Origin of the sequence: Brachybacterium sp. SW0106-09, assembly GCF_001293905.1 — a bacterium.
Classification (GTDB): Bacteria; Actinomycetota; Actinomycetes; order Actinomycetales; family Dermabacteraceae; genus Brachybacterium; species Brachybacterium conglomeratum.
The window spans coordinates 60,351-80,541 of record NZ_BCAK01000006.1; the positions used below are offsets into that span (position 1 = coordinate 60,351).

Consider the following 20,191-nt stretch of genomic DNA (forward strand, 5'->3'; position numbering starts at 1 on the left):
TGTGGCACGAACGACGACGAGGTGGATCGTGAGCGAGGCAGGATGACCGTCACCGACTGGTCGCCGACGGATTCCGTCTACCAGGCGCAGCTGCGGCGAGCGCATGAGGATCTGCGCGCGAGCACCGCGCCGGACGCGGCGCCATGGCCGGTGCGCGCCCCGGTGCTGGACTCGTGGCGGCGCTCGCTGGCCGCGCTGCCCGCCGGCGCGGGCACCGCGCGCGCCGTGCTCGAGGGCGACGAGCTCGCCCGGGCTCGCCGCGCGCATCCCTTCTCCGCGATGCTTCCCCTGCTGCGCTCGCGACTGATCGAGCCGGCCGTCGACGCGGGGCTCGTGGTCGCGCTCGGCGACGCGGAGGGCCGGCTGCTCTGGGTCGAGGGCCGCTCCTCCGTGACCTCCCGGGCCGATGCGATGGGCTTCGCCGCGGGCGCCGACTGGTCCGAGCCCGCGATGGGCACCTCCGCCCCCGCGCTCGCCCTCACCACCGGCTCGCCCACCCAGGTGGTGGGCGCGGAGCACTTCCACGAGGCGGTGCATCCGTGGAGCTGCAGCGCCGTGCCGGTGCTGGACCCGCGCACCGGGTCGACGATCGGGGTGCTCGACGTCACCGGCAGCGCGGACGCGGTCGCGCCCCTGGTGCTGCCGCTGCTTCGCGCGACCTCGCGCGCTCTCCAGGCGGAGCTGCGCGCACAGGGCGCGGGACGCGCCCCCGCCGCGCCCGCCCACCTGCTGCTCACCGGACGGCGCACCCCACAGCTCCTCCTCGGCGACGGCGCCGTCGAGCTCAGCGGTCGCCACGCCGAGCTGCTGACCCTCCTGCACCTGGCCCCCGACGGGGTGCGCGGGGCCGAACTCGCCGAGGACCTCCACGGCGGCGCCTCCGCCGAGAGCACCGTCCGCGCCGAGGTGGTGCGCCTGCGGCGCGTGCTCGAGGTGAACGGCGGGCCCGCGATCGCCTCACGCCCCTACCGACTTCAGGGCGAGGTCGACAGCGACCTGCAGCAGACACGGTCCGCCCTCGCGCGCGGCGACCTGGACACGGCGCTCGCACACTGGAGCGGCGAGCTGCTGCCCGGCTCCGACGCTCCCGTGATCCGTCGTCTGAGCGCCCAGGTGGACGACCATCTGCGAGAGCTCGTGCTCGGGAGCGGCGGCGCCGCGCAGCTGTGGGCCTACGCGCAGCGGCCCGAAGCCGCGCACGACCTCGAGGTGCTCATGACGATCCTGCAGATCGCCCCGGCCGACGCTCCCGAGCGGACGGCCGCCGCGAGCCGGGCCCGGGAGCTGCGGGGCGAGACGGCCTGACGTCGCGGTCGCAGCGCCCGCGCAACGTGCATGCAACGTGACGTGGATTACGCTCGACGCACCGACGACGACGTCGACCGCAGAAGGGAATGCCATGACTGTCTACGCACGCCCCGGCACAGAAGGTGCGAAGGTCACCTTCAAGCCCCGCTACGAGAACTACATCGGAGGGCAGTGGGTGCCGCCCGTGAAGGGCGAGTACTTCGAGAACCCCTCTCCCGTCACCGGCCAGATCTTCACCGAGGTCGCGCGCTCCACCGCCGAGGACGTCGAGCTCGCCCTCGACGCCGCCCACGCCGCCGCCCCCGCCTGGGGGAAGACGTCGGTCGCCGAGCGCGCGGTGATCCTGAACAAGATCGCCGACCGCATCGAGGAGAACCTCGAGATGCTCGCCGTCGCCGAGACATGGGACAACGGCAAGGCGATCCGCGAGTGCCTGAACGCTGACCTGCCGCTGGCGGTCGACCACTTCCGCTACTTCGCCGGCGCGATCCGCGCCCAGGAGGGCGCGCTCTCCCAGATCGACGACGACACCGTCGCGTACCACTTCCACGAGCCGCTCGGCGTGGTCGGGCAGATCATCCCCTGGAACTTCCCGCTGCTGATGGCGGTGTGGAAGCTCGCCCCCGCCCTCGCCGCCGGCAACGCCATCGTGCTCAAGCCCGCCGAGCAGACCCCCGCCTCGATCCTGGTGCTCGCCGAGCTGATCGGCGACCTGCTGCCCGACGGCGTGCTGAACATCATCAACGGCTTCGGCGTCGAGGCAGGCAAGCCGCTCGCCTCCAACAAGCGCATCGCCAAGATCGCCTTCACCGGCGAGACCACCACGGGCCGGCTCATCATGCAGTACGCGAGCCAGAACCTCATCCCGGTCACGCTGGAGCTCGGCGGCAAGAGCCCGAACATCTTCTTCGAGGACGTCGCCTCGCAGGACGACGCCTACTACGACAAGGCGCTCGAAGGCTTCGCGATGTTCTCCCTGAACCAGGGCGAGGTGTGCACCTGCCCCGCGCGCGCCCTGGTGCAGGAGAGCATCTTCGACTCCTTCGTCGCCGACGGGCTGAAGCGCGTCGAGGCCACGAAGCAGGGCGACCCGCTGGACACCGACACCATGATCGGCGCGCAGGCCAGCAACGACCAGCTCGAGAAGATCCTCTCCTACATCGACATCGGCAAGCAGGAGGGCGCCGAGCTGCTCACGGGCGGCGAGCGCGCCGACCTCGGCGGCGACCTCTCCGGCGGCTACTACGTCACCCCCACCGTGTTCCGCGGCGACAACTCCATGCGGATCTTCCAGGAGGAGATCTTCGGGCCGGTGCTGGCGCTGACCTCGTTCAGCGACTACGAGCAGGCGATCTCGATCGCGAACGACACCCTGTACGGGCTGGGCTCAGGCGTGTGGAGCCGGCAGCAGAACATCATCTACCGCGCCGGCCGCGCCATCCAGGCCGGACGCGTATGGGTGAACAACTACCACTCCTACCCGGCGCACTCCGCGTTCGGCGGCTACAAGTCCTCCGGCATCGGCCGCGAGAACCACCTGATGATGCTCGACCACTACCAGCAGACCAAGAACCTGCTGGTGAGCTACTCGGAGAACAAGCTCGGCTTCTTCTGAGCCGTCCGGGAGACATGATCGTCCGACGGGGGCGGTCAGGCCGCGCCGCGTGCGCCACGCCCCGCCCCCGCCGGCCCCACCCCTTCACGACCCAGAGGTCCCTGCGCGCCGCGCGGAGCGACCTCTCCCATCCCAGCCCGGAGACGGGCCGATCAAGGAGACCCGCATGCCCACCACCATGACCGCCGCCGTCGTCCACGAGTTCGGACGGGACCTGTCCGTCGAGGAGTACACGCTGCCCGAGCCCGGCCCCGGCCAGGCTCTCGTCAAGCTGATCTCCTCAGGCGTGTGCCACACCGACCTGCACGCCGCCGAGGGCGACTGGCCCGTCAAGCCGTCCCCGCCCTTCGTGCCCGGGCACGAAGGCGTGGGCACGGTCGAGAAGGTCGGCGAGGGCGTCACCGACGTGAAGGTCGGCGACCTGATCGGAAACGCCTGGCTGTGGAGCGTCTGCGGCGACTGCCAGTACTGCCGCACCGGCTGGGAGACCCTCTGCGAGGAGCAGAACAACGGCGGCTACAGCGTCGACGGCTCCTTCGGGCAGTACATGCTGGTGGAGACCAAGTTCGCCGCCCGCATCCCCGAGGGCGCCGATCCCTACGAGATCGCTCCCGTGCTGTGCGCCGGGGTGACGGTGTACAAGGGTCTCAAGCGCACCGAGGTGCGGCCCGGCCAGTGGGTCGTGATCTCCGGGATCGGCGGGCTCGGCCACATCGCGGTGCAGTACGCGGTGGCGATGGGGATGCGCGTGATCGCGGTGGACATCGCCCAGGAGAAGCTCGACCTCGCCACCAAGCACGGCGCGGAGATCGTGGTGGACGCGAGCCGGGTCGACCCGGTCGAGGCGATCCAGGAGCAGGTCGGCGGCAGCCACGGCGTGCTCGTCACCGCCGTGCACCCCAAGGCGTTCGGGCAGGCGATCGGCATGACCCGCCGCGGCGGGACGATCGTGTTCAACGGCCTGCCCCCCGGGGACTTCCCCGCCCCGATCTTCGACATCGTGCTGAAGGGCCTGACGATCCGCGGCTCGATCGTCGGCACCCGTCAGGACCTCGCCGAGGCGATCGAGTTCTACGCGGCCGGGAAGATCCACCCCACCTATTCCCGCCGCTCGCTGGAGGACATCAACCAGATCTTCGGCGAGATGAGGGAGGGGAAGATCGACGGCCGCGTCGTCATCGAGTACTGAGCACGCCGCCGACGGGCGGGTCGACCGGTTCCGCGCCGGTCGGCCCGCCCGTCGGCCTACGCTGGGGGTGGAGCACTCCTCGACCCCCGCGCGACGACGCGCCCCCCGACAGGAGATGAGAACCATGCCTCACCTGCTCGACGTCCCCGGCACCGTCCGCTGGATCCGCCGCGACGGCCTCGACACCGTCCTCGCCGGACTCGTGCGCTATCTCGAGTCCGATCTGCTGCGCTGGGAGGAGTTCGAGAAGGTCCCGCGTCTGGCCAGCCACACCCCGCACGGCGTGATCGAGCTGATGCCGATCACCGACCGGGAGCTGTACTCGTTCAAGTACGTCAACGGCCATCCCCACAACCCCGCCCGGGGCCTCCAGACGGTCACCGCCTTCGGCGTGCTCGCCGACGTCGACAACGGCTACCCGATCCTCTTCGCGGAGATGACGCTGCTGACCGCGCTGCGCACCGCGGCGATGTCGGCGCTGGCCGCGCGGGAGCTCGCCCGTCCCGGCGCGCGCGTCCACGCCCTGATCGGGGCGGGCTCCCAGGCCGAGTTCCAGGCGCTGGCGATGCGGACCGTGCTCGGGATCGAGCAGCTGCGCGTGATGGACCTCGACGCCGCGGCCGTGGAGAAGGTGCGGCGCAACCTCGAGCCGCTCGGCTTCCGCGTCCATGCCGCCCCCACGGTCGAGGAGGCGCTCGAGGGCGCCGACGTCGTCACCACCTGCACGGCGGACAAGGCCCGAGCCGCGGTGCTGCACCGCGAGCAGGTCCGGCCCGGCATGCACCTGAACGCGATCGGCGGGGACTGCCCCGGCAAGACCGAGCTGGACCCGGCGATCCTCGAGGACGCGCGGGTGGTGGTCGAGTACGCGCCGCAGACCCGGATCGAGGGCGAGATCCAGCAGCTGCCGGAGGACTTCGAGGTCACGGAGCTGTGGCGGATCCTCGCCGGGGACGCCCCCGGGCGCACCTCCGACCAGGAGGTGACGGTGCTGGACTCCGTCGGCTTCGCGCTCGGGGACTTCTCGGCGCTGCGCTGCGCGCTGGACGCCACCTCCGGCACGGACCTGCTGGGCTGGATCGACATGATCGCCGACCCCGACGATCCGAAGGACCTCTTCTCCCTCGTGACGGACCGACGGCCGGCGCCCTGAGCAGGGCGCCGGCCGTCGGCGAGGGAAGCGGGGAGGGTCAGTCCTCCGCGGGGGTCGCGCTCGGCGCGCTCGGGGCGCTGGGTTCACTCTCCGCGCCTCGCCCGCCGACCCGCGTCCGGTGTCCGCCGCGACCGATGCCGCCGCGGGTGCGGGTGAGGCGGTAGTCGATGCGGTCGTCGACCAGCGAGGCGATCTCGTCGGTCGAGGCGTGGGTGCGGCTCACCTCGCCGGTGATGTGCGCGGTGACCCGCTCCAGGCGGGCGAGCCGCTCGTGCTCGGAGAGCACCGCCCGGTCCAGGCTGAGCGCCTTCACCAGCGCCACGCACATCAGCAGCAGGATCACGCTGAACGGCAGCGCGGTGATCAGCGAGCCCGCCTGCAGGGAGGTCAGGCCGCCCGAGAGCAGCAGCGCCGCGGCGAGCAGGCCCTCGAGCAGCGCCCACAGCACGCGCGACCACATCGGCGGGTTCGGGTGTCCGCCCGAGGCGAGCATGTCCACGACGAGTGAGCCCGAGTCGGAGGAGGTCACGAAGAAGACCGCGACCAGGACGATGCCGAGCACCGACAGCAGCTGGGTGGCAGGGAACTGCTCGAAGATGCGGAACATCGATTCCTCGGCGGTGATGTCACCGAGGTCGCCGGCGCCGAACCACTGGCGGAACAGGCCGTTGCCGCCCCAGATCGAGAACCAGATCATTCCCACCACGGTCGGGACCAGCAGCACGCCGGCCACGAACTGGCGCACGGTGCGGCCCTTGGAGATGCGGGCGATGAAGACGCCGACGAAGGGCGCCCAGGCGATCCACCAGCCCCAGTAGAACAGGGTGTTTCCGGCGAACCAGCTCTGCGCCTCCTCGGAGCGGGTGTACGCGCCGACGTCGAGGGTCAGGTGGAAGACCTCGCTGAGGTAGATACCGAGGGACTCCACGAAGTTCTGGAAGATGAACACCGTGGGGCCGAACAGCAGCGCGGCGACAGCGAGCAGGCCCGCGAGGGTCAGGTTGCCGTTGGAGAGCCACTTGATGCCGGCGCCGACACCGCTGACCACGGAGAGCGTCGCGAAGAGGGTGATCACCACGATCAGGATCACCAGGAAGTTCGTGGAGACCTCGTCGACCAGGCCGATGGCCTGCATGCCGGCAGCGATCTGCTGGGCACCGAGGCCCAGCGAGGTCGCGATGCCGAAGACGGTGCCGAAGATGGCGAGCACGTCGATCACGTCGCCGACCCAGCCCTTCACCCGGTCGCCGAAGATCGGCTCGAGAGCCCAGCGGATGGAGACGGGGCGGCCGCGGCGGTGCATCGCGTAGGCGATGGCCAGGCCGATCACGGCGTAGGCGGCCCAGGGGTGCAGGCCCCAGTGCAGGAAGGTCTGCGCCATCGCGAGGCCCGAGGCCTCGACGCCCTCGACGTCCCAGCCGGGCTTCGGCGCGGTGGTGGTGTAGCTCAGCGGCTCGGCGACGCCGTAGAAGACCAGGCCCACGCCCATGCCGGCGGAGAACAGCATCGCGAACCAGGACAGCAGCCCGAATTCGGGCTCGTCGTCGTCCCGGCCGAGGCGGATCGAACCCCAGGAGGACAGCGCGACGATGATCGCGAAGGCGACGAAGACTCCGATGGCCAGCATGTAGAACCAGCCGAGGTTCGCCACGATCCAGCCCTGCGAGGTCTCCATCACGTCGCCGGCGCTCTCGGGGAACAGCACCGACAGCAGTGCGACGCCGAGGATCACGGCCATCGCGGGCCAGAACACGGCCGGCGCGATCGTGCCCTTGCTGATGCGCGCGCCCTGTCGGCGCAGCTTCTCGGTGATCTCGTCGTCGGAGTCGTCGGTGGCGATCTGCTGGGACCGGGGGAGATGAACGGTCCTGGGGAGCTCTTCGGGCCATGCGGAGATGTCGGGGCCCTGCGCGGGCACCTCCGCTCCCTGGTCGTGACCTGAGCTGCTCATAGCGGTCCCTTCTTGTCGACTATCGGATTCCCACCAACTGTGCAGGACGACCAGGGTATGTCGAGAATAGGCCGATCCAGAGTTCGAAGGTCGGACAACCGGCATCTGCGCAGTTCAGCACGCTTCCACGCGCTGTTGCGCCGTCCGGCGCGACGGTCGGGGAACTCACATGCCCGACCCGGCGCACGTGGCTCATCACACTCGCGAGCGCCAGAGCAGCCAGACCAGGTACGGCGCCCCGATCAGCGAGACCATGAGCCCGGCGGGCACTTGGGCGGGCGCGATCAGGGTGCGCCCGAGCACGTCCGCGAGGGCGACCAGCACCCCTCCCGACAGCATCGCGACGGGGAGCGCACGCGGGTGCGCTCCCGTCGCACCTCATCGCCGGAGTCGAGCAGACTCCTGATCCTGGTCGGCGCGCCCGTCGGCCGGGCCGCGCTCGGTCCCGGTGAGGCGGCCGATGCCGCGCATGCCGTGGAAGATGGCCAGCGCCGCCACGGTCCCCAGCGCGATGCCGGTGAAGGCGAAGCCGCCGACCTCCCAGTGCAGGTCCGCGATCGCGATGACGAGGGCGACGCCCGCGGTCATCTGGTTCACGGGGCGGGCGAAGTCGACCTTCCCGTCGATCCACATGCGGAAGCCGACGATCGCGATCAGTCCGTAGAGCACGAAGGTCACGCCGCCGAGCACGCCCGGGGGGATGGTGTTGATCAGCGCGCCGACCTTCGGGGAGAGCGACAGGCCGATCGCGGCGAGGCCCGCGACCCAGTACGCGGCGGTGGAGTAGACGCGCGTGGCGCTCATGACGCCGATGTTCTCGCCGTAGGTGGTCGTCGGCGAGCCGCCGAAGGTGGCCGACAGCGCGGTCGCGGCGCCGTCGGCGAAGAGGGTGCGGCCCACCATGTGGTCGAGGTTCTTCCCGGTCATGGTGCCGACGCTGGTCACGTGGCCGACGTTCTCCGCCAGCAGCACCACGATCACGGGCAGGAAGATCGGCAGCAGGCCCAGGTCGAAGGTCGGGTGGTGGAACTCGGGCAGGCCCAGCCAGGCCGCCTCCCGCACCGGGGTGAAGTCGACCTCGCCGCGGGCGAGCGCGATCAGGTAGCCGACGACCACGCCGACCAGCACGCTGATCCGTCCCAGCAGCCCTCGGAACAGGGCGGTGCACAGCAGGATCGCGATCAGGGTGAGGGTCGCGGTGACCGGGGCCTGCGAGAAGTTGTTCTGGTAGGTGGTGGGCACCAGGTTCAGGCCGATCAGGGCGACGATCGAGCCCATTACCACCGGCGGCATGAGTCGGCCGATCCAGCCCGTGCCGATCCGCTGCACGAGCAGGCCCAGCAGGGCCAGCAGCACGCCGGTGACCAGCACCCCGCCGAGCGCGGCGCCCATCGAGTCGGCCTGGGTGGAGGCGGTGATCGGGGCGATGAACGCGAAGGAGGAGCCGAGATAGCTGGGCACCCGGTTCCTGGTGATCGTGAGGAACAGCAGGGTGCCGATGCCGGAGAAGAGCAGCGTGGTCGAGGGCGGGAAGCCTGTGATGACGGGGACCAGGAAGGTCGCGCCGAACATCGCGATGACGTGCTGGGCGCCGATCCCGATCGTCAGCGGCCAGGCGAGCCGCTCCTCGGGCAGGACGATCGCGTCGGGGGCGACGGTGCGGCCGTCTCCGTGCAGGCTCCAGCGGAACATGGTTCTCCAGGGGTGGGGAGGGACGGGGCCGGCGGGCCGGTCAGCGGCCGGGGAAGATCTTCCGCTCGGCGGTGGCGCCGGAGACGTCGGGGACCAGGTCGAGGAGGGAGACGCGGCCGTTGTCGCGGGCGCGGAAGTCGGCGAACATGCGGGTGATGTCCGGGGCGCCGAACTCGTCCCGCACGGGGGCGGGGACCGTGAGCATGAGCGCGGTGGCGATGCCGAGCACGAGGGCGACGCCGCCGGTGACCAGGCCCGCGCCGCTCGCGGTCGCGATCGAGCTGACGATGACGTCGAGGAAGCCGACGACGACCAGGACGAGCGAGGCGACGACCCCGCTGGCCCGGGCGCTGACCGCGGGGCGGGAGAGCAGCGCGGTGCGGCCGAAGACGGAGACCACCACGAAGCAGGCGCAGACCGCGGCGTCGGCCAGGTGGAGGACGGGGCCGCCGGGGCGGGGCACAGAGGTCGCCGCGAGGGCGCCCATCAGGTGCCACAGCACCGCGGCGGAGTGCATCAGGGCGCTGAGCTCGAGGGCGCGCACCGAGTACACCAGCCAGTCGGTGCGGCGGAACGACAGCGGCATGGAGCGCACGAAGGAGCGGGAGATCATCAGCCCCAGCGCGGCGAGGAGGAAGGGCAGGTAGACGAAGCCGCGAGCGACGCTGATCGGGGCGGCGAACTGCAGCCCGAGGGTGTTGTCGGCCAGCGCCGCGATCGCGAGCCCGGCGACGACGGCGGTGGAGAAGACGTACCAGGAGCGCTCCCGGCGCAGCGCGGAGGCGAGCACCACGGCCAGCAGCAGCGCGGAGATCAGCGTGTTCGCGAAGGTCATCAGCGAGAACGCCCAGCCGGTGGTGAACAGGCGGCCGACGATCATCACCAGCGCCAGCAGCAGCGCGGCCGCCGCGGCGATCCCGACCCCGAGGAGCAGCCGTCGAGCGGCACGACGGGCCCGCTCCTGCGGGAGATAGCCCTCGTGGGCGCGCGGCTCGATGCCGAGGATCGCGCCGAGCAGCAGCAGGGAGACGCCGACGCCGATCCCGACGGGAGGCCCGTCGGGCAGGGGAGCGAAGAGCACCGGGAGGGAGAGGACGAGGTCCGCGCCGAGCACGAGCAGGGCGATGGCGAGGGCGGGGGCCATGCCCGCCACGCGCAGCGTCCGGATCGCGCGCAGCGGCGGCGCGGCGGGGATCCAGCGCAGGGCGTGGACGGCGACCAGCGCGACGAGCGCGACGCCGATCGAGATCCGGCCCAGCAGGTCCAGGACCGGGTTGTCCGCGACGGTGAACGTCGTGGTGAGGGCGGAGGTGAGGCAGATCAGGGCGAGCACGTCGCGCAGCGCGTCGAACAGGCCCAGGTCCTTGAAGCGCTCCGGCAGCTGGAAGCCGGCGATCGGGATCTCGTCGTCCTCGGCGTTCGGGGTGGTGCCCGACCGGGCGTAGGAGACGACGCGGGGGCGGGCGAGCGGGGCGACGGTGCCGTCGTCGGTCCCGTCGGAGCCGTCCTCCTCGCCGTCCACGGCGGGGATCGCGCCGGTGACCGCGTCGGGCTCGGCGCCGGAGCGGTCCTGGTCCGGCAGCGCCGGGCCCTGCCCGCGGCGAGCGAGCAGCGGCTGGGCGTAGCGGTCGAACTCCTCGCGGCCGGGGAGGCGATCGGTGGGGAGGCTGTGGGGGTCGTCGATGGCGAAGATCCAGTCGGCGTCCTGGTCCTCCTCCGAGCGCGGATCCCTGTCCATCGACCTTCTCTCCTGCTGTTCGTCGCCCGGACGGTCGCCCGGGCGCAAGCCTGCCCCTCGCATCCTAGGGAGCGCAGGGGCGCTGGGGCCGTCGGCGCGCCGTGGGATCTTCGCTACAGGTGCAGGCGCGTGGCCAGCTCCTGCCGCACCGCGCCGCCGCGCACCGTCAGCAGCAGCACGATCGAGAGCACGCTCAGGCCGCCGCAGATCGCCGAGGGGATCACCGTGCCCACCCAGCCCAGCGCCAGGAACACGATCGGGGTGAGCCCCAGCAGCACCGTCAGCCCGGAATAGACGATGTAGTCGCCCACCTGCATCCGCACCACCCGCACCGTGATCACCAGCCCGATCAGGGAGGCGGCGCACAGGATCGGCACCACGAAGGTGAGGGACCAGGCGTCCCAGCCGGTCAGGTAGTCCCAGTACACGCAGACGCCGCCGGCGAGCGCGACAAGATAGACGATGAACTTCGCGAGGTTGCGGCGCTTGCCCACCGCGACCAGCACCACCAGCCAGGTCGCGCCCACGCCCAGCCACACCGAGCGCAGCGCCCCCAGGCCCTGCTCCTCGGGACGGAACAGCAGCTGGGCGAGGAAGGACAGCGCGATCACCGCCAGCGAGGTCAGCGTGAGCACGCGCAGCACCCGGCGGCGCCGGAAGCGCAGCGGCACCGCCGGATAGGGGCTCGGCGAGGCGGTGCCCTCGAGCGTCGCCGCGCACAGGGGGCAGCGGGTCCACTCCCCCTCGACGCCGACCGCGCAGTCGGGGCATCTCCTCATCGGCCGACCTCCGCGAGCTCCGCCTCGGTGGTCCGGGACGCGGCCACGGACACCTCGATGCCGGCCTCGGTGAGGATCCGCGCGTACTCCCGCACGTGCTCCGTCTCGACGAAGGGCGAGGTGAAGGAGATCGTGAGCAGGCCGGCGTGGGAGATGGCGCAGAACTGGGGCCGTGCGGCGGAGACGTGGAAGAGCATCCGGCCGACGTGCGGGGCGGCGGCCTCGGGCAGCGTCACCCGGCCCAGGTTCGAGATCGCGACGGTGAGCGAGCGGTTGTTCGCCCGGTTGGCCAGCCCCAGCAGCACGTCCTTGAGCGGGCGGGGCACGATCCGGGCCAGCGGAGCGCGCTCCACCCGGATCAGGCGGCGCAGCCTCTCCTCGAGCGCCTCCGGCCTCGCCTCGGCGCCGAAGGCCTCCTGGAGCCGGCGCGCGACCTCGCCGAGGGAGTCGCCGCCGGCGCCGTAGGTGTGGGAGACGTTGATCGTGGCGAAGAAGTTGCGGGCCGAGTCGGAGGGGAAGAACTGGCGCAGGTTCACCGGCACCGAGGCGGCGAGGGTGCGGGCGCCGCGGGCGTCCCGCTCCAGCGCGCCGGTGCGGCGGATCGCCTCGAAGAACGCGGCGGTGAGGAACATCGACATCGCCACCCCCTCCCCCTTCGCGAGGGCGAGCACGGGCGACACGGGCATCGTCAGCTCGAGGACGCGGGTGCGGTGGTCGGGGGTGCGGGTGCCGCGCAGGCGCAGCACCCGTCGCGGCGCGGGCGGGGCGGGGTCGGGGGCTCCGGAGGTCTCGCGGTCCTCGCCCGCGGGCTCCTCCTCCTCGGCGCGCAGCATCGCGGAGGCGGCCTCGCGGCTGAACTCCTCCTCGTGCGCGGCCCGCTCCTGCTCCTCCCGCGCCCGGGCGGCGCGCTCGGCCCGTGTGCGCCGACGGAAGTGGTGGGCGAAGGAGTCGGCGGCCAGCTCGTGGACCTCCGGCTCCACCGAGCCCGCCACGTCCGTCGTGTCCTCGGGGGCGAAGCGGCGGCGGCAGTACTCCTCCAGCAGGGCGGTGAGGAACCACAGCGCCCCGGTCCCGTCGGAGAGGGCGTGGAACACCTCGAGGCTCACGCGGCGGCGGTGGTGGACGACGCGGAACAGCAGGGTGCGGCGGTCCGCCTGGTAGATCGGGGCGCAGGTGTGCTCGGTCTCCGGCTCGAGGACGGGGCGGAGGTCGCTGTCCTGGAGGTAGTACCAGAACACGCCGCGGCGCAGCACCGCGTGGTAGAGCGGGAAGCGCTCGTAGGTCGCGTCCAGGGCCTCCTGCAGCAGCGCCGGGTCGACCTCGTGGTCCAGCTCGGCGGCCATGCGGAAGACCTTGGTGTCCACGTCGCTGCGCGCGGCGAGGAAGATGTTCGAGGCGTTGTCCAGGCGCACCCAGTGCCGTCGCCGGACCGGCAGGGAGAGCTTCACGGCCCCTGCTCCAGGAACTCGTCGATCACCTCGTACGCCTCCTTCAGGGGGCGCGCGAAGCGGGGCAGGGTGATCACCCCGTGCAGCGCCTCCTCGAGGCGGTGGATCCGCACCCGGTTCCCGGCCGCGGCGAGCGCGCGTCCGTAGGCCTCCCCCTCGTCGCACAGCAGGTCCAGGCCCGCGCTGAGCAGGAGGGTGTCCGGCTGTCCGGAGAGGTCCTCGGCCATCAGCGGGGCGACCAGGCGGCTGCGGCGCAGCGCGGGGTACGGGACGTACAGGTCGAGATAGTCCTGGACCTCCGTGCTGGTGAGCCGGTAGCGGTCGCCGAGCCGGCGCACGGACTCGAAGGGGGAGGTGGCGGGGTCGTGGTCGTAGTGGGTGACCGGGTAGAGCAGGATCTGGCGCGAGGGGACGCGGTGGCCGCTCTCGCGCAGCAGCAGCGAGACGGCGGCGGCGAGGTTCCCTCCCGCGGAGTCCCCGACCAGGACGATCCGGTCCGGGTCCGTGAGCCCCGCCCGGCCCGGGTCCTCCAGCAGGCCGCGCGCGACGCCGTAGCAGTCCTCGAGCCCGGCGGGGAAGGGGTGCTCGGGCGCGAGGCGGTAGTCGACGGAGGCGACGTGGCAGCCGGTGAGGTCCGCCATGGTGGCGCAGGCGGGGGTGTAGCTCTCGATGTCGCCGGTGACCCAGCCGCCGCCGTGGAAGAACAGCAGCAGGTCCTCGCGACGTCGCTCGGTCGGCGCGAACACCCGCACCGGCACGCGATGCCCGTCGGGGGCGTCGGAGAAGGTGTCCCATGTGGGGGTGCGGTAAAGGGCCGTCGGCAGCGCGGCCAGACGTCGCTGGAGGGCGCGGACGCGCTGGTAGTCCTCGCGCACGTCGAAGCGGCCGGCCCGGGCGACCGCCCGCAGGGCCAGGCGCAGCAGGGCGCTCACGGCCGCAGCTCCCGCTTCTCCCCCGCGAAGCGGATCGCGGGACCCGCCTCGGCGCCGCCCTGCCCCATCCCGACGACGGGACCGATCAGCAGGCGGTGGGTCGCGGCGTCGACGCCCTGCTCGATGCGCAGCGCGAAGTGGGCGAGCGCGCCGGGGAGGATCGCGTCCCCGTCGGCGGTGCGCCCCGCCTCGATCCCGGCGAGCATCCCCTGCAGCGGCGCGCCGGGGGTGCCGAAGCGGTCGGCGAGCGCCTGCTGGTCCTCGGCGAGCAGGCTCAGGCAGCAGTGGCCCGCCTCCTCCACCGCCTCCGCGGCGCGGGAGAGCCCGTACAGGGCCAGGCCCATCGTCGGCGGGTCGTAGGAGATGTCGAGATAGGAGTCGACGGTGACGAGGAGGTCGTGGGGCCCCTGCCGGGTGCTGACCACGGCCAGGCCCACGGCGAGCAGGTCGCTGAGGCGGCGGTACTCGTCCTGGTCGACGCCGGGATGCGCCATGCTCACCGCGCGGTGGGGAGCATGCGGGCGCGGGCCGAGTCCGCGTCGAGGATCTCCTTGCCGAAGGGGAAGCAGGTCACGGGGATCAGCTTGAGGTTCGCCCACGCGAGCGGGATGCCGATGATCGTGACGGCCTGGGCGAGCGCGGTGACGACGTGGCCGAGCGCGAGCCACCAGCCGGCGATCACGAACCAGATCACGTTGCCGATCGTGCCGGCGGCGCCGCCGCGGCCGGTGTCGACGACCTCGCGGCCGAAGGGCCAGATCACGAAGCCCGCGATGCGGAAGGACGCGAGTCCGAACGGGATGGTGACGACGAGGAGGCAGGCCAGGATCCCGGCGAGGAGGTAGCCGAGGAAGAGCGACCAGCCGGCGGTCAGCAGCCAGATGATGTTCAGGACCAGGCTCAGGAGGGAACGCATGGAGCCAGGGTAGGCACCGCTGCTGTCCGCGGCCAGGGGGCTGTCCCCCGACCGTGCGGGAGGGCCACTACTCTGGGACGCATGCCAGCTCCCGAGATCGCGCTGACCGAGCGCTTCCAGTCCGCCTTCGCCGCCGCCTTCGGGTCCGAGTTCGCGGATGCCGACCCGATCATCCGCCCCTCGCAGTTCGCGGACTTCCAGTGCAACGCCGCGATGGGACTGGCCAAGCGCCTCGGCCGCAAGCCCCGCGACATCGCCGCGGACATCCTCGCGGCCGTGGACCTCTCGGACATGGCGGAGACCCCGGAGATCGCCGGACCCGGCTTCCTGAACATCCGCCTGCGCACCGACTGGGTCGCCGCGCAGGCCGCCGAGCTCGCGGGCGACGCCCGCCTCGGCGTCCCCTCCCCCGAGCGGGCGGAGACCGTGGTGCTCGACTACTCGGCGCCGAACGTGGCCAAGGAGATGCACGTCGGACACCTGCGCACCACCGTGGTCGGCGACTCGATCGCGCGCACCCTGGAGAAGCTCGGACACACCGTGGTGCGCCAGAACCACATCGGCGACTGGGGCACCCCCTTCGGGATGCTCATCGAGCACCTCCTCGAGGTGGGCGAGGACAGCGCCGAGGCGGAGCTGCTGACCACCGACCCCAACGCGTTCTACCAGGCGGCGCGCGGGAAGTTCGACGCCTCCGAGGCCGCCGCCGACGGCGAGTCCGGCTTCGCCGCGCGAGCGCGTCGGCGCGTGGCGACCCTCCAGTCCGGGGACGCCGAGTCGCTGCGCATCTGGACGCACCTGGTGGGGCTGTCCAAGGAGTACTTCCACCGCATCTACGAGATGCTGGACGTGACGCTGACCGACGAGGACCTCGCCGGCGAGTCGACCTACAACGACCAGCTCGAGACCACCTGCACCGATCTGGAGGCCGCCGGGATCGCCCGGATCTCCGACGGGGCGCTGTGCGTCTTCCCGGAGGGCTTCACCGGGCGCGACGAGCAGCCGCTGCCGCTGATCATCCGCAAGTCCGACGGAGGCTACGGCTACGCCACCACGGACCTCACCGCGATCCGCCATCGCGTGCGGGACCTCAGGGCGGACCGCATCGCCTATGTCGTCGGCACCGCGCAGGAGCTCCACTTCCGGATGGTGTTCGCCACCGCACGGGAGGCGGGCTGGCTGCCTGAGACGGTCGAGGCGACCCATGTGAAGATCGGCTCCGTGCTCGGCGAGGACGGCAAGATCCTGCGCACCCGCTCCGGCGCCTCGCTGCGGCTGATGGCGCTGCTGGAGGAGGCGGTGGCGAAGGCCCGCACCGTCATCGACGAGCTGCGCCCCGACCTCTCCGACGAGGAGCGCGAGCAGATCGCGCACGCGATCGGGATCGGCGGCGTGAAGTACGCCGACCTCTCCACCGCGCACGACTCGGACTACACCTTCGACCTCGACCGGATGCTGGCGCTGACCGGCAACACCGCGCCCTACCTCCAGTACGCGGTGGCACGGATCCGCTCGATCGGCCGACGGGCCGAGACGGCCGGCGTCACCGCCGCGGCGGCGCCCCTGGTCGTGAACGACGCGGAGCGGGCGCTCGCGCTGCAGCTGCTCGAGTTCGGCCCGGTCCTCGCCTCCGTCGGCGCGGAGTACGAGCCGCACCGCCTGTGTGCGTATCTCTTCTCCCTCGCGCAGGCGTTCACCGCGTTCTACGACGCCTCCCCGATCCTCAAGGAGGACGACGCGGAGGTGCGCGCGGGCCGTCTCGCCCTCGCACAGCTCGCCGAGCGGGTGCTCGTCGAGGGCCTCGACGCGCTCGGGGTGGAGGCGCCGCAGCAGATGTGAGGGCACCCCCGGCGCGGCATTTCGGACATCCCTCCCCCGTCGTGACCGAACCGTGTCCGCCGTTACCCAAACGTGCCCCAGTCCGGCGGTCGATCCCTGGTCAGAGCCAGGATCTGCTTCCTACGCTGGGACGGTGTCCACGATCCGCTCGGCCCATCGCGCCCTGTGGGGGGCCTATGCGCTCCTCGCACTGGTCCACCTCGGCGCGCTCCTGGCCGACGCGGATCTGATCGGCCGGATCACCCAGCCGATGTTCGCCCCGGTGCTCATCGCCGTGGTGCTCACCGCAGCCCCGTACCGCTCCCGCACGACGGGGCTGATGCTCGGCGCCCTGGTCTGCGCATGGATCGGCGACAGCGTGGGGCAGGTCCCCGTCGAGGGCAGCGGGATGCTCGCCGTCGTCGGCTTCCTGGGCGCGCTGATCTGCTACTCGGCCGCGCTCGTGCCGCTGTGGACCCGTTCCCGCGACCCGATGCGCATCGCGCTCGCGATCCCCTACGGCGCCGTGGTGATCGGGCTGTTCGTCGCCTGCGCGGACGGGGCCGGCTCCCTGCTGCCGATGGTGGCCGCCTATGCGGTGGCGCTGGCGACGATGGCCTTCCTCTCCGCCGGCGGCAACGGCCTGACCTGGACGGGAGGCACCCTGTTCCTGCTGTCGAGCTCGCTGCTGGGGATGGACTGGTTCCTGCCCGGCGCCGCGATCGCTTTCAGCACCGAGGTGGTGATGCTGACCTACCTGGTGGGCCACGCCCTGCTCGTGGCGGGGCTGGTGAAGGCGATGCCGCGGCACCGCTGGACCGTCGCCGCCCCCGCCCCCTCGCTCGTGATCGTCGAGGGCTGACGGGGCCGCTCAGCCCTCCCGGCCGTCCCGGTCCTTCCGGCCCAGGGCGCGGCCGATCAGCTCGGACTGCTCGCGGTGCAGCCGCTCGATGTCCTCGCCCTTGCGCGGGATCAGCTGCAGACCGAGGCGGCCGCCGATCTCCCGATAGGCGACCTCCTCGCCGTTCTCCTCGAGCTGGAGCCGAGCGACCCGCGCGTCGGAGGCGAAGAGGTCCTTCTGGCCGACGCTCAGGTGCAGCGGCGGCAGGCCCTCCAGGCCCCGGTTGATCGGGGAGAGGTCCGGATCGTCCAGCGGGGTGCGCCCGGCGTAGCGGCGGGCCGCATCGCGCAGCAGGCGCCGCTCGTGCACCGGATCGGACTGGTCCGTCTCGCTCATCCACGCAGCGGACAGCTCCAGGTCCAGCCAGGGCGACATCAGCACGATCGCGGCCGGGGCGGGCACCGGCGCGAGCGCCTCGGACTCCTGCTCGACCAGTCGCCGCGCGACGACCACGGCGAGCCCGCCGCCGGAGTGCTGGCCGCTGAGGACCCACGGGCCCTCGCCCAGCCGCCCGTCGGCCGCGAGCGCGGCGAGGACCGCCTCGACGTCGTCCCGGCCGACGGGGTGCTGGTGGTCGGGGGCGTTGCGGTAGTCGACCATGAGCCCGGCGCAGTCCTGCGCCTCGACCTGGCGGGAGAGCCAGGCCCAGTCGCTGGTGAAGGGGCCCGAGACGTAGGCGCCGCCGTGCAGGTGGATGATCAGGCCGTTGCCGCGGTGGTGGCGGTCCAGCCACACGGTGCGGGTGCGGCCGATCATCTCCTGCTCGATCGCATGGGACTTCAGCACGTGCGAGGGAGGCTGCGGGCTGCGGGCCTCGCGCAGCGCCTGATGGGTGAGGGCGGAGGGGATCGGGATCCTCGCGGCGGCGCGAGCCCCCGTCACCACGGCGTCTCGGATGCGACCCATCGCTTGCCCTCCTGTCCGCGGCCGCTCGGGCCGCCTCTGTGCCGGTCCGCCCAGACTAACGAACCCGCCTGGACGGTGCGGGAGCGGCACCGGCCGGACTCCGGCCCGCCGGTACGCTTCGACCATGCCTGAGACCTCCGCCCCCGCTCCCCTGCTGGTCCTCGTCGCGATGCCCGAGGAGGCCGCGCCGCTGACCTCCCGCCTCGAGGGCCCCGCCCCCGTCGAGGTCCCCTTCCCCGCCCCGGTCGCGGCCGTCCGCGGTCGCCTCGGCGGGTCCGAGGCCGTCGTGGTCACCACCGGCATCGGCGTCGCCGCCGCGACCGCGGCCGCGACCTGGGGCGTCCTCGCCCTCTCCCCCGCCCTCGTGGTCGCCGCCGGCTCCTGCGGCGGCCTCGCCGCGGATGTCGAGGTGGGCACCGTGATCGTGGGCGAGACCTTCGCCTGGTCGATCGCGGACGCGACCGCCTTCGGCTACGCCCCCGGGCAGCTGCCCGGCGGGCCCGAGCGGATCGTGGCCGAGACGTCCTGGGCGGACCGGGCCGAGCGCGCCGCCCGCGCCGACCAGACGGCCGCGGTGCGGCGCGGGCTGATGCTCGCCGGCGACGCCTTCGTCACCGCCCCGCTGGCGGACCCGATGCGGGAGCGGTTCCCCGGCGCGCTCAGCGCCGACATGGAGACCACCGCCACCGCCCGCACCGCCGAGGCGCTCGGCGTGCCCTTCGTGGCGCTGCGCGCCGTCTCGGACCTGTGCGGTCCCGCCGCCGGTCAGCAGTTCCACCTCGAGATCGACGTGGTCGCGGAGACCTCGGCCCGGGCCGTCGAGCGCCTCGCCGCCGATCTCGCCGGCTGAGGCGCCCCGGCGCGGCGTCAGCGCGCGGCCGGGTGCAGCACCTCGCCGCCCTCGACCAGGGCGCGGAGGTTCGCGGCGATCCGCTCGTCGGCGCCGACGGGCCGGCCTCCCGCACCGTGCGGGGTGATCAGCAGGCGCGGCGCGTCCCACAGCGGGTCGCCCTCCGGGAGCGGCTCGGGCTCGGTGACGTCGAGGCCGGCCGCGCCGAGAGTCCCCGCCTCGAGCGCCTCGCGCAGCGCGACCTGGTCGACGGTCGCGCCGCGGCCGACGTTGACGAGGATCGCGTGGTCCGGCAGCGCGGCGAGCACCTCGCGGCCCACGATCCCGGCGGTCCGCTCGGTGGCGGGCAGGATGTTCACCAGCACGTCGGTGCCCGGCAGGGCGGCGGGCACATCGGCCTCGGCGATCACCTCGACGCCGGCGCGGGTGCCGGCGCTGCGAGCGGCGCCGCGCACCTGGGCGCCGAGGCCCTGCAGCATCGGGGCGAGGGTCTGCCCGATGCTGCCGAAGCCCCAGATCAGCACGCGCGCGCCGAGCAGCGTGGTGAGGCGTCCCTCGGGGTGCAGGGGCTGCAGGCCCCCGAGCTCGTCGCTCCACTCGTGGCGCTCCTGCGCCTCGCGGGCCTCGGGCAGGCGCCGCACGAGGGCGAGCAGCAGGGCGAGCGCATGCTCGCTGACGGTCCTCGAGTGCAGGCCCGCGCCGGTGGCGACGACGACGTCGTCCGCGAAGCCGGCGGCGAGGATCCCCTCGACCCCGGCGGCGAGGGACTGGACCAGCCGCAGCTGCGGCAGGTCCGCGGCGGCGGAGGCGAGGTGGCGGCGGGAGGAGCCCCAGACCACGAGGGCGGCGGCGTCGTGATGGGCGGCGGGGATCTCGGCGCGGGCGTCGACCACGACCGCCTCCCAGCCCTCCGGCAGCGTCGGGTCCAGGGGCATGGTGTCGGGAAGCAGGATCTTCATGCCCCCAGGGTACGGAGGAAGCGCATCGCGCCTGCC

Annotated in this window: 17 protein-coding genes and 1 pseudogene; 7 read left to right on the plus strand and 11 right to left on the minus strand. The window is 72.7% G+C overall.

What is annotated here, in order from left to right; translation table 11 throughout:
* The first annotated feature begins 42 nt into the window (after window positions 1–42).
* The 4 genes from Y09_RS04430 to Y09_RS04445 all read left to right on the plus strand — a co-directional run bounded on the left by Y09_RS04430 (window position 43) and on the right by Y09_RS04445 (window position 5,265).
* Window positions 43–1,305, plus strand: coding sequence for a helix-turn-helix domain-containing protein (locus Y09_RS04430; protein ID WP_053916436.1), 1,263 nt, complete (start codon window positions 43–45; stop codon window positions 1,303–1,305).
* Between the two features lie 94 nt (window positions 1,306–1,399).
* The gene (gene adh / locus Y09_RS04435) at window positions 1,400–2,923 is read left to right on the plus strand and encodes an aldehyde dehydrogenase (protein ID WP_053916437.1); all 1,524 of its coding nucleotides are present in this window, start codon (window positions 1,400–1,402) and stop codon (window positions 2,921–2,923) included.
* A 166-nt stretch (window positions 2,924–3,089) separates the two neighbouring features.
* Entirely contained in the window at window positions 3,090–4,112 is a 1,023-nt protein-coding gene (gene adhP, locus Y09_RS04440; RefSeq protein ID WP_053916438.1) for an alcohol dehydrogenase AdhP, read from the plus strand.
* 124 nt (window positions 4,113–4,236) lie between these two features.
* The gene (locus Y09_RS04445) at window positions 4,237–5,265 is read left to right on the plus strand and encodes an ornithine cyclodeaminase (RefSeq protein ID WP_053916439.1); all 1,029 of its coding nucleotides are present in this window, start codon (window positions 4,237–4,239) and stop codon (window positions 5,263–5,265) included.
* Between the two features lie 37 nt (window positions 5,266–5,302).
* Here Y09_RS04445 and Y09_RS04450 read toward each other — a convergent pair whose 3' ends face one another.
* The 9 genes and pseudogenes from Y09_RS04450 to Y09_RS04490 form a co-directional block, all read right to left on the minus strand.
* On the minus strand, window positions 5,303–7,216 hold the full coding sequence (locus Y09_RS04450; RefSeq protein WP_053916440.1) for a BCCT family transporter: 1,914 nt from the start codon (window positions 7,214–7,216) through the stop codon (window positions 5,303–5,305).
* Between the two features lie 195 nt (window positions 7,217–7,411).
* A pseudogene (locus tag Y09_RS04455) lies at window positions 7,412–7,579 on the minus strand (iron chelate uptake ABC transporter family permease subunit); the annotation flags it as partial.
* Window positions 7,580–7,594: 15 nt separating this feature from the next.
* Window positions 7,595–8,908, minus strand: a complete 1,314-nt coding sequence (locus tag Y09_RS04460) for a uracil-xanthine permease family protein (protein WP_053916441.1) — start codon at window positions 8,906–8,908, stop codon at window positions 7,595–7,597.
* Window positions 8,909–8,948: 40 nt separating this feature from the next.
* A complete protein-coding gene (locus Y09_RS04465) occupies window positions 8,949–10,646 on the minus strand; it encodes a hypothetical protein (RefSeq protein WP_053916442.1) in 1,698 nt (565 codons plus the stop codon).
* 113 nt (window positions 10,647–10,759) lie between these two features.
* On the minus strand, window positions 10,760–11,425 hold the full coding sequence (locus Y09_RS04470) for a DUF6320 domain-containing protein (protein WP_053916443.1): 666 nt from the start codon (window positions 11,423–11,425) through the stop codon (window positions 10,760–10,762).
* Window positions 11,422–12,873, minus strand: a complete 1,452-nt coding sequence (locus tag Y09_RS04475) for a hypothetical protein (RefSeq protein ID WP_053916444.1) — start codon at window positions 12,871–12,873, stop codon at window positions 11,422–11,424. The genes Y09_RS04470 and Y09_RS04475 overlap by 4 nt, the downstream gene beginning before the upstream one ends.
* On the minus strand, window positions 12,870–13,805 hold the full coding sequence (locus tag Y09_RS04480; RefSeq protein WP_053916445.1) for an alpha/beta hydrolase: 936 nt from the start codon (window positions 13,803–13,805) through the stop codon (window positions 12,870–12,872). Before Y09_RS04480 ends, Y09_RS04475 begins: the two co-directional genes overlap by 4 nt.
* Window positions 13,802–14,299 (minus strand): flavin reductase family protein, encoded by a 498-nt coding sequence (locus tag Y09_RS04485; RefSeq protein ID WP_010549995.1) that lies wholly within the window; start codon window positions 14,297–14,299, stop codon window positions 13,802–13,804. Before Y09_RS04485 ends, Y09_RS04480 begins: the two co-directional genes overlap by 4 nt.
* A 2-nt stretch (window positions 14,300–14,301) precedes the next feature.
* Window positions 14,302–14,721 (minus strand): YccF domain-containing protein, encoded by a 420-nt coding sequence (locus tag Y09_RS04490; protein WP_010549994.1) that lies wholly within the window; start codon window positions 14,719–14,721, stop codon window positions 14,302–14,304.
* An 81-nt stretch (window positions 14,722–14,802) separates the two neighbouring features.
* On the opposite strand from Y09_RS04490, the gene argS reads away from it, so the two are divergent.
* Together argS and Y09_RS04500 are read left to right on the plus strand one after the other, a co-directional pair.
* A complete protein-coding gene (gene argS / locus Y09_RS04495) occupies window positions 14,803–16,560 on the plus strand; it encodes an arginine--tRNA ligase (RefSeq protein ID WP_053916446.1) in 1,758 nt (585 codons plus the stop codon).
* Between the two features lie 133 nt (window positions 16,561–16,693).
* Window positions 16,694–17,401 (plus strand): lysoplasmalogenase family protein, encoded by a 708-nt coding sequence (locus Y09_RS04500; protein ID WP_053916447.1) that lies wholly within the window; start codon window positions 16,694–16,696, stop codon window positions 17,399–17,401.
* A gap of 9 nt (window positions 17,402–17,410) precedes the next feature.
* Here the strand turns inward: Y09_RS04500 and Y09_RS04505 are convergent, their stop codons facing one another.
* The gene (locus Y09_RS04505; RefSeq protein ID WP_053916448.1) at window positions 17,411–18,346 is read right to left on the minus strand and encodes an alpha/beta hydrolase fold domain-containing protein; all 936 of its coding nucleotides are present in this window, start codon (window positions 18,344–18,346) and stop codon (window positions 17,411–17,413) included.
* A 124-nt stretch (window positions 18,347–18,470) separates the two neighbouring features.
* On the opposite strand from Y09_RS04505, the gene mtnN reads away from it, so the two are divergent.
* The gene (gene mtnN, locus Y09_RS04510; RefSeq protein ID WP_053916449.1) at window positions 18,471–19,196 is read left to right on the plus strand and encodes a 5'-methylthioadenosine/S-adenosylhomocysteine nucleosidase; all 726 of its coding nucleotides are present in this window, start codon (window positions 18,471–18,473) and stop codon (window positions 19,194–19,196) included.
* 17 nt (window positions 19,197–19,213) lie between these two features.
* Here mtnN and Y09_RS04515 read toward each other — a convergent pair whose 3' ends face one another.
* Entirely contained in the window at window positions 19,214–20,155 is a 942-nt protein-coding gene (locus tag Y09_RS04515) for a phosphoglycerate dehydrogenase (protein ID WP_053916450.1), read from the minus strand.
* Between the last annotated feature and the right edge of the window lie 36 nt (window positions 20,156–20,191).

Coding starts and splice junctions, on each gene's coding strand:
- Y09_RS04445 (WP_053916439.1), top strand. CDS start 4,237: ATGCCTCACCTGCTCGACGTCCCCGGCACCGTCCGCTGGATCCGCCGC.
- adh (WP_053916437.1), top strand. CDS start 1,400: ATGACTGTCTACGCACGCCCCGGCACAGAAGGTGCGAAGGTCACCTTC.
- Y09_RS04490 (WP_010549994.1), bottom strand. CDS start 14,721: ATGCGTTCCCTCCTGAGCCTGGTCCTGAACATCATCTGGCTGCTGACC.
- Y09_RS04450 (WP_053916440.1), bottom strand. CDS start 7,216: ATGAGCAGCTCAGGTCACGACCAGGGAGCGGAGGTGCCCGCGCAGGGC.
- Y09_RS04505 (WP_053916448.1), bottom strand. CDS start 18,346: ATGGGTCGCATCCGAGACGCCGTGGTGACGGGGGCTCGCGCCGCCGCG.
- Y09_RS04470 (WP_053916443.1), bottom strand. CDS start 11,425: ATGAGGAGATGCCCCGACTGCGCGGTCGGCGTCGAGGGGGAGTGGACC.
- Y09_RS04460 (WP_053916441.1), bottom strand. CDS start 8,908: ATGTTCCGCTGGAGCCTGCACGGAGACGGCCGCACCGTCGCCCCCGAC.
- Y09_RS04430 (WP_053916436.1), top strand. CDS start 43: ATGACCGTCACCGACTGGTCGCCGACGGATTCCGTCTACCAGGCGCAG.
- mtnN (WP_053916449.1), top strand. CDS start 18,471: ATGCCTGAGACCTCCGCCCCCGCTCCCCTGCTGGTCCTCGTCGCGATG.
- adhP (WP_053916438.1), top strand. CDS start 3,090: ATGCCCACCACCATGACCGCCGCCGTCGTCCACGAGTTCGGACGGGAC.
- argS (WP_053916446.1), top strand. CDS start 14,803: ATGCCAGCTCCCGAGATCGCGCTGACCGAGCGCTTCCAGTCCGCCTTC.
- Y09_RS04485 (WP_010549995.1), bottom strand. CDS start 14,299: ATGGCGCATCCCGGCGTCGACCAGGACGAGTACCGCCGCCTCAGCGAC.
- Y09_RS04515 (WP_053916450.1), bottom strand. CDS start 20,155: ATGAAGATCCTGCTTCCCGACACCATGCCCCTGGACCCGACGCTGCCG.
- Y09_RS04465 (WP_053916442.1), bottom strand. CDS start 10,646: ATGGACAGGGATCCGCGCTCGGAGGAGGACCAGGACGCCGACTGGATC.